Origin of the sequence: Lactobacillus taiwanensis DSM 21401, assembly GCF_001436695.1 — a bacterium.
Lineage (GTDB): Bacteria > Bacillota > Bacilli > Lactobacillales > Lactobacillaceae > Lactobacillus > Lactobacillus taiwanensis.
Genome location: NZ_AYZG01000051.1, coordinates 398,967 through 411,559 on the forward strand (window position 1 = coordinate 398,967; position 12,593 = coordinate 411,559).

Annotated in this window: 13 protein-coding genes; 1 reads left to right on the forward strand and 12 read right to left on the reverse strand. The window is 34.8% G+C overall.

What is annotated here, in order from left to right; all coding sequences use genetic code 11:
• Positions 1 to 15 precede the first annotated feature (15 nt).
• From FD18_RS08165 to FD18_RS08185, 5 genes are all read right to left on the reverse strand, one after another.
• The gene (locus FD18_RS08165) at positions 16 to 2,166 is read right to left on the reverse strand and encodes a penicillin-binding protein (protein ID WP_057719423.1); all 2,151 of its coding nucleotides are present in this window, start codon (positions 2,164 to 2,166) and stop codon (positions 16 to 18) included.
• A complete protein-coding gene (ftsL, locus tag FD18_RS08170; protein WP_057719424.1) occupies positions 2,166 to 2,528 on the reverse strand; it encodes a cell division protein FtsL in 363 nt (120 codons plus the stop codon). Before ftsL ends, FD18_RS08165 begins: the two co-directional genes overlap by 1 nt.
• 48 nt (positions 2,529 to 2,576) lie before the next feature.
• Positions 2,577 to 3,524, reverse strand: a complete 948-nt coding sequence (gene rsmH / locus FD18_RS08175; protein WP_057719425.1) for a 16S rRNA (cytosine(1402)-N(4))-methyltransferase RsmH — start codon at positions 3,522 to 3,524, stop codon at positions 2,577 to 2,579.
• A 5-nt stretch (positions 3,525 to 3,529) separates the two neighbouring features.
• Positions 3,530 to 3,961, reverse strand: coding sequence for a division/cell wall cluster transcriptional repressor MraZ (gene mraZ, locus FD18_RS08180; RefSeq protein ID WP_057719426.1), 432 nt, complete (start codon positions 3,959 to 3,961; stop codon positions 3,530 to 3,532).
• Between the two features lie 180 nt (positions 3,962 to 4,141).
• Positions 4,142 to 4,477 (reverse strand): DUF3397 domain-containing protein, encoded by a 336-nt coding sequence (locus FD18_RS08185; protein WP_057719427.1) that lies wholly within the window; start codon positions 4,475 to 4,477, stop codon positions 4,142 to 4,144.
• Positions 4,478 to 4,575: 98 nt separating this feature from the next.
• Here FD18_RS08185 and FD18_RS09530 point away from each other — a divergent pair, with 98 nt between their 5' ends.
• Complete coding sequence (locus FD18_RS09530; protein ID WP_003648594.1) at positions 4,576 to 4,704, forward strand: DUF4044 domain-containing protein; 129 nt, start codon at positions 4,576 to 4,578, stop codon at positions 4,702 to 4,704.
• A 51-nt stretch (positions 4,705 to 4,755) separates the two neighbouring features.
• Here the strand turns inward: FD18_RS09530 and mreD are convergent, their stop codons facing one another.
• From mreD to FD18_RS08220, 7 genes are all read right to left on the reverse strand, one after another.
• The gene (gene mreD / locus FD18_RS08190) at positions 4,756 to 5,289 is read right to left on the reverse strand and encodes a rod shape-determining protein MreD (protein ID WP_057719428.1); all 534 of its coding nucleotides are present in this window, start codon (positions 5,287 to 5,289) and stop codon (positions 4,756 to 4,758) included.
• Entirely contained in the window at positions 5,289 to 6,140 is an 852-nt protein-coding gene (gene mreC, locus FD18_RS08195) for a rod shape-determining protein MreC (RefSeq protein ID WP_057719429.1), read from the reverse strand. Before mreC ends, mreD begins: the two co-directional genes overlap by 1 nt.
• 63 nt (positions 6,141 to 6,203) lie before the next feature.
• Positions 6,204 to 7,205, reverse strand: coding sequence for a rod shape-determining protein (locus tag FD18_RS08200; protein WP_057719430.1), 1,002 nt, complete (start codon positions 7,203 to 7,205; stop codon positions 6,204 to 6,206).
• 136 nt (positions 7,206 to 7,341) lie between these two features.
• Positions 7,342 to 7,953: a JAB domain-containing protein gene (locus FD18_RS08205; protein WP_057719431.1), complete on the reverse strand. Its 612-nt coding sequence runs from the start codon at positions 7,951 to 7,953 to the stop codon at positions 7,342 to 7,344.
• A 38-nt stretch (positions 7,954 to 7,991) separates the two neighbouring features.
• On the reverse strand, positions 7,992 to 8,672 hold the full coding sequence (locus tag FD18_RS08210; RefSeq protein WP_057719432.1) for an HAD family hydrolase: 681 nt from the start codon (positions 8,670 to 8,672) through the stop codon (positions 7,992 to 7,994).
• Positions 8,672 to 9,928, reverse strand: coding sequence for a bifunctional folylpolyglutamate synthase/dihydrofolate synthase (locus FD18_RS08215; RefSeq protein WP_057719433.1), 1,257 nt, complete (start codon positions 9,926 to 9,928; stop codon positions 8,672 to 8,674). The genes FD18_RS08210 and FD18_RS08215 overlap by 1 nt, the downstream gene beginning before the upstream one ends.
• A gap of 1 nt (position 9,929) precedes the next feature.
• On the reverse strand, positions 9,930 to 12,569 hold the full coding sequence (locus FD18_RS08220; protein WP_057719434.1) for a valine--tRNA ligase: 2,640 nt from the start codon (positions 12,567 to 12,569) through the stop codon (positions 9,930 to 9,932).
• Between the last annotated feature and the right edge of the window lie 24 nt (positions 12,570 to 12,593).

Here is a 12,593-nt window from a genome sequence, read left to right on the forward strand (position 1 = left end):
TCCTTTAACTTTTTACTATTTTAGATTTACTGATAACTTACTATTTTTATCAATTACTTTTCCAGCTGGTATTGACTGCTTTGTAACTTTTCCTTTCCCATTAATAGAAATTGGAATATCAGTGGTAGTCATGAAACTAGTGACTTCTTCACTAGTCCATCCAATCATATTCGGACAAGTAACTTGACCGCCCGTAAACAAGAAAATCTTTGAGTTATTATCTTGCTTAACACCTGCTCCAACAGATTGTCGACTAATGTTTTTTCCAGTTCCTACTACTTCAACTGTAACACCGGCATTATTTGCATCTTCTTTAGCTTTTTCAACACTTTTACCAGTTAGAGCTGGAACAGTTACCTTTTCATTAACCTTAGCAGAAGAATCAGAAAGTGAAATTAGTCGATTCATAATTGGCTTAAAAATAGAAGAGAGAATAGTTTCAGCTGGCTTAGACATTTTTTGTGGTTGCTTCATGGTTAAGTACACACAGTAGCGAGGATTATTGACTGGAGTTACGCCGACAACTGAGAAAATATAGTTATTGTCGCCTGTTAAATATCCACCATGCGGTCCAGCAATTTGAGCCGTCCCTGTCTTAACTGCAATACTCTTTCCTGGCATCTTATAAGCCGCTCCAGTACCATAAGTTGCATTTACAACGTCCTGCATTCCTTTTAAAACTGTTTGAGCAGTTTTAGCAGAATAAATAGGAGCTCCAACCTTAGTTCGATGAAACTTTTCGACTACTTTACCAGATGGAGAAACTATTTTTTCAACAAACTGAGGTTTTACCATTTGTCCGTCATTTGCTAAAGCACTGTAAGCCTGCATCATTTGCATGACATTAACATTAACACCTTGACCAAATGCAGTAACGGCTTGATTTAATGGGGTTGTGAAGTTTAAAATTCCAGCAGTTTCTCCTGGAAGAGTCACTCCAGTCTTTTTACCTAGTCTGTATTTATTTAAATATTCTTTCCATGTCTTGGAGCCCATTTTTTGTTCAAGTTTTACAAAACCAACATTACTTGATCTAGGAAAAGCTTGACTAAATGGAATCATCCCCCAACCACTATTATTCCAGTCGTGAATTGTTGAACCTTGAACTGTTACTGATCCAGATTTATATTGCTCGTTAGGATTATAATTACCGCTTTGAATAGCACTTGAATAAGTTAGAACTTTAAAAACAGAACCAGGTTCATATGAATCTTGAACTAATATATTGCGCCAAGAGGTATCTAATCCCTTTTTAGTTTGAGGATTGAAAGTTGGACGTTGAGATGCAGCTAGAATTTTTCCAGTCTTTATATCTTCTACAACTGCTGTCAACGCCTTAGGCTTATATTTATCCTGAACCTGCGACATTAAAACTTCTAAATAAGTCTGCAATCGTGAATCAAGCGTCAGATAAATATTATCGCCGTCTTTTGTTGTACGCGTATTCTTTTGACTATTAGGTAATTGATTATTTTCCGCATCAACAAATGCTTCACGATATCCATCTTTACCAGCTAATTGCTTATCGAAGTATGCTTCAATTCCCATTGTACCAACTAGACTACTAGTTCCTTGACTCTTTTGCGGTTGAGCCAAACCAACAATATGAGAAGCAAAATTTCCATTTGGATACAGTCTAGATGGAGTTTCGATAAACTTAATTCCTGGTAACTTCATATCTTCAATTTTTTTCTTTTGAGATAAAGTTAAACCAGTTCCAGCCGATCCAAATTCGACCTGAAAGGCCTTATGCTTCGGATTTAAATATGAATATATTTTCTCTTCACTTAATGGAAGGACTTCAGCCAATTTTTGTGCTGTCTTACGTTTATTAGTTACATACATCGGCTTATTATGATAGTCAATTGAGCTCTTGTCTAAAATTGCATACACAGTAAAGACATGCGCATCTTCAGCAAGCGTCAATCCATTTTTATCATAAATCGTTCCTCGAGTTGCTTTTAAAACCTCATTTCGCCTATAAATTTGATTTACACGCTTATTTAAATTTTCACCAGCAACTCGATTTGAAATTCCTATATATAAAAATCTACCTATAAATACAAGAAAAACCAAAGCCAAGACTAGCTGGAGGATTCTCCCCACCGTAAAGCGGTAGCCGTGGGCTTTGGATCTATTTCTATTTAAGTTATTAAACTTTTTCATTAACGGACATTCCTAATGTTACTCTCAACCAAGTGCAAGCCTTGATCACGAGCAATTTTATTAATTCTAGTAGTTGACGTTAATTCAACAATCTCCTGACGAAGATCAGTGTTATGACTTTTTTGAGAAATTATTGTTTGCTCAACATTAGCTAATTGATGTTGAGCACTAGTAGCAGAAATACTAGCTGAAACCAATAAAATCATTAATCCCAATGTAATTAGTGAACCTAGGACGACTAAACTTTTTTCAAATGCTGTCCAAGGAACGCTTTTGGGATTAAGAACAATTGCTTTCTTTGGCTGCTCAGTCTGCTGTTGACTTTGTTGATAATTTAATTTTCTTGCTGAGCTATCAGCCATTTTCTTCTCCTTAAAATATTAAATAAAACTATAAAATATTAAATAAAACTATAATTTCTCTGCAACCCTTAACTTGGCACTGTGTGAGCGGTTATTTTCCTCTAATTCATCACTACTTGCCATGATAGGTTTGCGACTAATCAATCGCAATGTTGGTTTACTGTCAGCCGGTACCATCGGCATTCCCCGTGGTATTTCGACTTCAGAATACTTTTTAAAGATCTTTTTGACGATTTTATCCTCATGAGACTGAAAAGTTATTACGCTGATTCGACCACCAGGCTTCAATAGCTTGATCGCTTCCTCAAGAGACTCTTGCAATACACCTAATTCATTATTAACTGCAACTCGAATAGCTTGAAAACTCTTCTTAGCTGGATGCCCTCCACTCCGTCTTGCATATGCCGGAATCGCATCCTTAATTACGTCTACTAAATCAAATGTAGTTACAATAGGTTTCTCTCTCCTTCGATCAACTATCTTTCTAGCAATTTGACGTGAGAACTTTTCATCTCCATACTTGTACAAAATATCACTCAGTTCTTTTTGAGACCAAGTGTTTACTATTGTATAAGCATCTAACTCTTGGCTTTGGTCCATTCTCATATCTAATCGTGCATCAAATCGATATGAAAAACCACGTTCGGGTTGATCAAACTGCGGAGATGAAACTCCAAGATCGTAGTAAATACCATCTATTCCATCTGAAATTCCCAGCTCTACCAGATTTTCTTTCAAATGACAGAAGTTATCATGAACCAACATTAATCTTGGCTCAGCTCCTGATTTCAATTCCTCAGCAAAACTCTCTTTTGCCATTGAAATTGCATATTCATCTTGATCAAATCCGATAACAGTTCCTCGACTTAATTTACTGAGTAAATATCGAGCATGACCACCACCACCAAAAGTTGCGTCAACATAAAGACCATCATCTTTGGGATTTAAATTGTCTATTGTTTCGTGCAATAGCACGCTTTTATGCTTGAATTTCATAATTTTTATAACTCGATGTCATCCAAGTCTTCTGCGATATCGTCATAGTTTTCATTAGCATCTTCTGAAAAATCATTCCAGCGTTCTGCTGACCAAATTTCAATTCTATCAGAGACACCAACAATCACACATTCCTTAATGAGTGCGGCATGCTTTTTCAATGTCATGGTCAGATTAACACGTCCTTGCTTGTCGAACTCACTTTCCATCGCACCTGAGTAGAAAAGACGCGTAAACTTACGTGCACTTCTCTTAGTCAGTGGAAGTTTGGCTAACTTAGCCTCAATTTTCTGCCATTCTTCAATTGGATAGCCAAAAATACAGCCTTCCATTCCACGAGTAAATACCATCTTATCACCAATCTCGTCTCTAAATTTGGCCGGTATAATTAATCGGCCTTTGCTGTCGAGATTATGATGATACTCGCCCATGAACATGGTCTAGCCCCCTTTCCAAAGAATAATTTACCACACTTCCCCACTTTCTACCACAAGTTTTCCACTTTTTATTTAGATATTACGTTATTTTATGATAATTATAATTTTATTCAAAATAAAATGCTTCCATCTATTGCGATAGAAGCACTTTATTTCGAATGAAAATGTGGGAGAGAAAAATTATAATAAAAGCAAAATTACAAGACCAACATACCAAACAATTGATGACGCAGCTAAATAATGCCACAACATACCAAAAGTTTTAGCAACCGAAATATTTTTATCTTTAATTGCAGTATAAATTGAAACAATTACTACCAAAATGAAATATAATAAAAATCCATAAGGCAAAAAAGACGGTTGCTTAGTTTCTTGAGTCAATAATTGACATGCCACAATAAAGAAAAATGGTAATATGTCATAACCACTAAATTGCGCCTTAGGAAATAACTTCACCAAAAAAACAGCTACTACAATGCCACATAAAGGAATTAAAAAGATAAGCAAAAAATTCATAAAAACCTCCATTAGGTTTATTTTAAACTATTTCAATTAAATATAAAATTGTAATTAAAATCATGGTAAACTAGAATTATTAATTTAGGAGGGCATATATGAGAAAACGTAAGAAAAAATCTGGATTTCAGAAATTAACTATTGTTATGGCCTGGTTCATGGCGGTTATTACCCTTCTTGGTGTAGTAGCTACTGCTTTAATTGGAACTGGAGTATTTCAATTTTAGAAATTGTAAGCAAAAAAGGAGTTGTATAAAAACAACTCCTTTTTAGTTTATTTAAAAATAATACTCTTTTTTCAAAAATGGATAGTCTTCTGCAAGTTTCACCCAGAACCAGTATGTACATATAGCTAAAATTAAACACCATAGTAAATTAGGCAAAATACTATGCGTAAAACTAGCAAAAGATAGTTGAATTAGGCCTGTCAGATTTAGCATTAAAAAGACATAGACACTTACACAAAGATAAGTAACTAAGCAGATCAACAGACGAAACCAGAATACTTCAGGAAGAAATCTAGCACTTTTCTCAATAAAAAAGCAGATCAAAGGAAAAGCAACAGTATAAATTCCGATAATGCCCAAATAATAAAGATCGGCAATAATTCCTAAACCCAAGCAAAGCCAAATATTTGCATCATTTTTATCATCACATAAAGCTATTAAAGTGATACCAACAACTGTTAGCCAGCAGCTTCCAGAAAAAGTTCTATGAAAAATAAAAGTCTGTAAATTATAGGCTAATACCCCATCTAAGATTAGCGCCATAAATAAGGCAATAGCTACATACCATCGACGCAATATTGCCATTACTCTTCAACCTTTCTTTTAATTACAGACACAACAGACGGATCATTGAGATTTCCAGCAGGTTGAATTTCAACAACGTCAGATAGACCAAAAGTATCACGCGTTGTTTTTTTTACTGTACCTACTAATAATCCTTTTGGTGATAAACCACCCATGCCACTAGTATAAACGCGCGTACCCTTTTTTAACTTTTGGCCATCAACAACTTGAGTAAATGCCAATTGATTATTTTCCCCAACTGATATTACCCCATGAACCTTTTTACCATTAGCTGCATCCGCTTCTACAGCAAATTTATTTGTTGATTTATCGGTTGTAGTAATCAATTCAACTTTAGAGGTAGTACTGTTTACTTCTACTATTCGTCCGATGACACCTTTGCCCGACATAACTGGCATATTCTTTTTAACACCAGCTCTTGATCCTTGATCGATAATTAACAAATCGGACCAAGTATCTGCAGCACGTGAAATTACCGAGCCGTTAATAATAGTGTAGTCAGTTAATGTTTTCTTTAACTTTAATGCTTGCTTTAATTGCGTGTTTTCAGCTTCAAGTGAACTATTACGAGCTTTAGTTTGAGCCAAGTTATCAATTTGTTTTTTCAAGTGATCATTTTCAGCTTGAGCGTTAAATAGATCCTCAACATTGGCAACGCCATTAGAAACTAAATTTATGGGCCAGTTAACTACTCTAGTAACAATAGAGACTGTATCATTACCAATTTTCTGAACTAAGAAAGGTGACTGTCTCTTATTACGTAAGCGAACAGAAATAGATAACATACTTAAAACTAAAATAACTATCACAAAAATTGTCAGTAACTTTTTGTTTTTGAAGAATTTTTTCATCTACTACTATCTTCCTAATTTAAAAGTTAATAAAAAAGACCGGCTTTTACGCCGGCCTCTAAATTAACGTCTCTTACGCATAACTTCAATATTTTTGAGAGATTCACCGGTACCAATTGCAACACAATCAAGTGGATCTTGAGCAATAAAGACTGGAACTTTAGTAGCGTCTGAAATAACTTCTGGTAAGTTCTTCAAAAGAGCTCCACCACCAGTTAACACAATACCATGATCGATAACATCAGCAGCAATTTCTGGAGATGTTTCTTCTAAAGTCTCTTTAATAGCTACAATAATATTTTGTACTACTTCTTGAATAGCTTTTGCAACATCTTCCGCATTAATATCAATTGATTTTGGCAATCCTGTTACTAGGTCACGACCACGAATATTCATAGATTCAATTTCTTTTGCCTTTTCTACTGAAGCAGAAGCAATTTGAATCTTAATAGTTTCAGCAGTTCTTTCACCAATTAACAAGTTGTAATTTTGGTGAATGTAAGTTGCAATTGCACTATTGAACTTATCGCCAGCCATTCTAGTAGAACGAGAAGAAACAATACCACCTAATGAAATAGTTGCTACATCAGTAGTTCCCCCACCAATATCAACAACCATAGATCCTGTTGGATCCATAACAGGAAGACCAGCACCAATTGCAGCTGCAAATGGTTCTTCAATTACATATGCTTCACGTGCGCCTGCAACTCTAGCAGCATCAATTACGGCTCTCTTTTCAACTTCTGTTACTCCAGAGGGCACACAAATCATAGCTACTGGCTTTGAATTACCAACTGTTTTTTCCATAAAATATTTAAGCATCACAGCAGTTGTATCATAATCCGCAATAACTCCATCCTTCATTGGACGAATAGCAACAATTGATCCAGGAGTTCTACCAATCATTTCCTTGGCTTCTGAACCAACAGCAATAACTTCACCCGTTTGAGTGTTTTTAGCAACAACAGAAGGTTCGCGTAAAACAATACCCTTACCTTCAATATAAACGAGTGTGTTGGCAGTTCCCAAATCAATCCCAATATTTTTAGATCCTAATCCAAACACGCAAAATCTCTCCTTAAATTTATCTCTTTAATTATTTTAGCCTAAATCGTATCTTTATTTAGTCTTAGATATTATAGCATAGAAACTCTAATGTAAAAATTTGCTTTAAGGAAATTTGCCCATACTTAAAGAAGACTTAAAGAAGTTCCATTTCTCGAAAACTTAAGTAAGTATTATCAGTCACAATAAAGTGATCTAGAAAGTCTATTCCCATACATTTACTTGCTTCTACCAATTTTTTAGTAAAACGCAGATCATGTTGAGACGGCTGCTCATCTCCACTTGGATGATTGTGTGCCACAAAAAATGCAGTACTATTATAGATTACCGCCCAGCGAAAGATGTCTCTAGGGTGCGCTACTGCTCGGTTCACAGTTCCTTGAAAAATTAATTTCTCAGCAATAATTTTATTCTTAGAGTCTAGATAAATACCATATAACTCTTCTTGTTGCCTACCGCATAATTTATCTGCTATATAGCAACCAACCTGAGAACTAGAATAGAAACTTTCGATCTTTTTATTATTTACGCTCTTAACACGTTCCAAAATTAGTTGAAGCAAAACGGCTATTTCATTATTACACTTAGGGCTAGCTGCAAATTGCCATAAATCCTTAAAACTATTTATTTCTATTTCATTTAACTTTTCAAATAATCCGTCAAATGTAATAATATCTTTTTTCTCTAGTGATCTGGCTAATTTTTTCACTAAATCAACATCTGTTTGCAATAATTCTTCTTTTTTCATAAATATCAAATACTCCTTTGATATTTATTACGAAAAAACTACTCAATTTTTTCAATAAAAGTATAAAAATCTTTGCAAACGAATGTAGCATTTTTTCTATCAATATTAGTTGGTTCTTTCAAATCTGGAACCATTATGCATTTTAGACCCGCAGCACTTGCTGATGCAACTCCTGTACTTGAGTCTTCAAACACTAATAAATTATTTTTTGAAAGCTTCATTTTTTCTGCAGCTAATAAATATATGTCTGGCGCAGGTTTCGCCTTTATCTTTCCCGCCTCTACATCCTTATAACTTAAATAAAAATCAAAGTAATCTCTTATTTTTAAAACATCTAAGTTATGAGTTACTACTTCATCATAATTACTAGAGGCAATGGCAAGCTTTACATTTCTTTCTTTAAACAAAGTCAAGGCCTCTTTTACTCCTGGTTGCAGTTTAAGCTTACCTTCATCAGTCCATTGCCATACCAGTTCATCAGTTCTTTTAATAAACTTATCTCGATCCGCGTCGGTTTTAAAATGTTTATGATAGAAATCTTCCATTTCTTTAACTGAAGAGCCAACCAATTTCAAATAACTATCATCTGGAATGTCTAAATTAGCTTCTTTTGCAGCGACAATATTTGCATCCCAGTATAACTTCTCAGAATTAACTAGCAGACCATCCATATCAAAAATTACACCTTTGATAGGCTCAGATATATTTTCAACCTTCATTATTTATCCCTTCTGCAATAATTTAGAATTGCACCTACTAAGTAAAAAGATCCCGTCACTAATAGCATATCATTTGAATTCAATTTATTCTTTAAATTAGTAAACGCCTTTTTAAAATTATCTTCATAGTCATATTTTTCTTGAGCTTCTTTTGGAAAATCTTCTAACCTAGCAGCTCTTGGATAATCAATTCTAGTCAATGTAACTTTTTCATCTTCAAATAGGTCAATAACTGGGCCTAAATCTTTATCTTTCATCATTCCCAGTAGCACATAAACTTTTTCTTTCTTCTTTTGTCTTACCAAATTTAGCAAATTAGACATCGCTTGTAAATTATGTGCACCATCAACAATGATCTCTGGCTTATTTTGAACTACTTCATATCTCCCAGGAATCTTAGTTTCATTAATAGCATTCTCAACTGTCTTTTTATTTAACCTAATATTCAACAATTGCACGGCTTTAACTGCAATTCCAATATCATAAGCTTCAACTAGTGGACGGGATAAAAAAGTATATTCTTGCTGTGAATCATTATATTTTATCGCCTTTTCAGTCAATTTCACCTGAAAATCTCGTCCTAATAAAAATGATTCTGCTGTTTCTTGTTTTGCTTTATTGAGCAATATTTCTAAAACATCTTTAGGTATATTTCCTAATACAACCGGTCTTTTTTCTTTAATTATTCCACTTTTTTCTTGAGCAATATCAGTTAAAGTAGGACCAATGATTTTTTCATGATCTAAACCAATAGTCGTAATCACACTTACTTCGGGAGTAATCACATTAGTTTTATCATGCTTTCCACCAATTCCTACTTCAATTACGGCATAATCACATTTCTCTTGAGCAAAGAATTGAAAAGCCAAAGCTACTTCATATTCAAACGTTACTAAAGAAAAACTAGGATCAACTTTTTTCAGAGCATCTATTGCTACTTCTATTTCATTAGCAACTTTAATTAGCTTGTCATTACTAATATTTCTCCCATTTAGCTGAATTCTTTCGTTAAATTCATATATATAAGGAGACACAAAAAGGCCAGTCTTTTGACCGGCCTTTTGCAATAAATTACTCAAATAATAGGATGTTGACCCTTTACCATTAGTCCCGGTAACATGAATTGTCTTAACACTATCTTGAGGATTATCTAACTGTTTTAAAACCCTTTTGATATAGCTTAGATCATTTTTAGGATGAAGTTTAGGTAAAGAATATATTCTTTTAATTACTTGGTCAACATTAGTAAATTTCAATCTATTTACTTTCCTTCAATTCTTTCATACGTTCACGAACACCAGCAAGTTGACTTTCGTAGTCAGCCTTCTTTTCTTTTTCTTTATTTACAACTGCTTCTGGAGCATGAGCAACAAATCCTTGATTTGAAAGCTTCTTTTCAGCTCTTATAACTTCTTCTTCAAGACGTTTTTCTTCTTTTTCCATCTTCTTAATTTCATCGTCTACATTGACTAATTCAGTTAATGGAACAAAAATTTGAGCTCCTGGAATTACAGCTGTCTTAGCAAGTTTTGGTGTCTCAATATCTGCTGCAACCTGCAAATCTTTAGGATGTAAAAAGTTTTCTACGTAATCTACATTTTCATCTAAGATATGCTTGTTTGCTTCATCATCTAATTGAATCATGATATCAATTTGAGAAGACATTGGTGCGTTAACTTCCATGCGGATATTACGTACAGCTTTAATAACTTCAATTAAGAATGCCATATCATTATCTGCTTGTTTATTTTCAAATTCTACATGAGTTTCTGGATATTCTGCAGTCATAATTGACTTACCTTCATGTGGCATTGAAAGCCATAATTTTTCAGTAACAAATGGCATAATTGGGTGCATTAAACGTAAGATTTGATCAAGAATCCAAATTAAGTTTTCTTGCTTTCTAGTCTTTAATTCTTCATCATCACCATTTAAGGCAACCTTAGAAATTTCGATGTACCAGTCACAGAAGTCATTCCAAATAAAGTTATAAAGTTCACGACCAGCTTCACCAAACTTATACTCATCAAATAAACGAGTAACTTCAGCAACAGTATGGTTTAATCTATCAAAAATCCAACTATCCGCCAAGTCAAACTTAGTAGTATCTGGCATATGAGCAGGTTTTGCATCTTCTGGCAAGTTCATAATTACAAAACGGCTTGCATTCCAGATCTTGTTGATGAAGTTCCATGCAGCAGCCAATTTCTTTGGATCATAACGAGTGTCTTGACCAGGAGCAGTCCCGTTTAACAAGAACCAACGTAAAGCATCAGCACCATACTTATCAACAACATCCATCGGATCAACACCATTACCAAGTGACTTGCTCATCTTACGTCCCTGTTCGTCACGCATCAAACCATGTAAAACAACATCTTTAAATGGACGCTTCTTAGTAAAGTGAAGACCTTGGAAGATCATTCTTGATACCCAGAAGAAAATAATGTCATATCCGGTAACTAAAGTATTAGTTGGGAAGTAGCGCTTAAAGTCTGGATTGTCAGTATCTGGCCAACCTAAAGTTGAAAATGGCCATAAAGCACTTGAGAACCAAGTATCAAGTACATCTGGATCTTGTTCCCAGTTTTCAATATCCTTAGGTGCTTCTTCACCAACGTAAGTTTCACCAGTCTTCTTGTTGTACCAAGCAGGAATACGGTGACCCCACCATAATTGACGAGAAATTACCCAATCATGAACATCTTCCATCCAGTGATTTAAAGTTCCTTCAAATCTTTCAGGAACAAAGTTAACCTTACCGTCTGTCTTTTGGTTCTTAAGTACTTCTTCAGCAAGAGGCTTCATCTTAACAAACCATTGTTTAGAAAGTCTTGGCTCAACCTGTACACCAGAGCGTTCAGAGTGACCAACAGAGTGGACAATTGGTTCTACATTAATTAGATAGCCTTCTTCTTTAAGATCCTTAACTAAAGCTTCACGAGCTTCAAAACGATCCATACCAGCATACTTGCCAGCTTCTTCGTTCATTGTTCCATCATCGTTCATTACATTGATTCTTTCAAGATTATGACGATTACCCACTTGGAAGTCATTAGGATCATGTGCTGGAGTGATCTTAACTAAACCAGTACCAAATTCTGGATCCACGTGTTGATCTTCAATAATTGGAATATGGCGACCAACAAGTGGAAGTACTAATTCTTTACCAACAATATTCTTGTAGCGTTCATCTCCTGGTGCAACCGCTACTGCAGTATCACCAAACATAGTTTCAGGACGAGTAGTTGCAATTTCTACAAAACCTGAGCCGTCTGCAAATGGGTACTTAATATGGTAGAAAGCACCCTTGTCATCTTTGTGAATAACTTCAATATCACTAAGAGCAGTTTGCAATTCTGGATCCCAGTTAATAATGTATTCACCGCGGTAAATTAAGCCTTCATTGTATAGTTGAACAAATACTTTTTTAACTGCTTTAGAAAGTCCTTTGTCCAAAGTGAATCTTTCTCTTGAATAATCAAGTGAAAGTCCCATTTTAGCCCATTGGCCTTTGATAATATTTGCGTATTCGTCTTTCCAGTCCCAAACTTGCTTAACAAAAGCTTCACGTCCCATTTGGTGGCGATCTTTGCCTTGTTTACGAAGCTTAGCTTCAACTTTGGCCTGAGTTGCAATACCTGCATGATCCATTCCTGGAAGATAAAGAGTATCGTAACCTTGCATACGCTTAAAACGAATAAGTGTATCTTGAATTGCTGTATCCCACGCATGACCCAAGTGAAGTTTACCAGTTACATTTGGTGGTGGAATAACAATTGAATAAGGATGTGCCTTTTTATCACCAGATGGCTTAAATAAGTCTTCATCAAGCCACTCTTGATATCTTCCCTTTTCAACTTCATTTGGATTATATTTAGGTGCTAAATCTGTCATTAAAATTCCTCCAATAAAAAAGTC

Bases quoted from the DNA above. Each gene is read 5' to 3' on its own strand.
- mraZ (WP_057719426.1), bottom strand. From the start codon at position 3,961: ATGTTCATGGGCGAGTATCATCATAATCTCGACAGCAAAGGCCGATTA.
- FD18_RS08220 (WP_057719434.1), bottom strand. From the start codon at position 12,569: ATGACAGATTTAGCACCTAAATATAATCCAAATGAAGTTGAAAAGGGA.
- mreC (WP_057719429.1), bottom strand. From the start codon at position 6,140: ATGAAAAAATTCTTCAAAAACAAAAAGTTACTGACAATTTTTGTGATA.
- FD18_RS09530 (WP_003648594.1), top strand. From the start codon at position 4,576: ATGAGAAAACGTAAGAAAAAATCTGGATTTCAGAAATTAACTATTGTT.
- FD18_RS08165 (WP_057719423.1), bottom strand. From the start codon at position 2,166: ATGAAAAAGTTTAATAACTTAAATAGAAATAGATCCAAAGCCCACGGC.
- rsmH (WP_057719425.1), bottom strand. From the start codon at position 3,524: ATGAAATTCAAGCATAAAAGCGTGCTATTGCACGAAACAATAGACAAT.
- FD18_RS08210 (WP_057719432.1), bottom strand. From the start codon at position 8,672: ATGAAGGTTGAAAATATATCTGAGCCTATCAAAGGTGTAATTTTTGAT.
- FD18_RS08205 (WP_057719431.1), bottom strand. From the start codon at position 7,953: ATGAAAAAAGAAGAATTATTGCAAACAGATGTTGATTTAGTGAAAAAA.
- ftsL (WP_057719424.1), bottom strand. From the start codon at position 2,528: ATGGCTGATAGCTCAGCAAGAAAATTAAATTATCAACAAAGTCAACAG.
- FD18_RS08185 (WP_057719427.1), bottom strand. From the start codon at position 4,477: ATGAATTTTTTGCTTATCTTTTTAATTCCTTTATGTGGCATTGTAGTA.
- mreD (WP_057719428.1), bottom strand. From the start codon at position 5,289: ATGGCAATATTGCGTCGATGGTATGTAGCTATTGCCTTATTTATGGCG.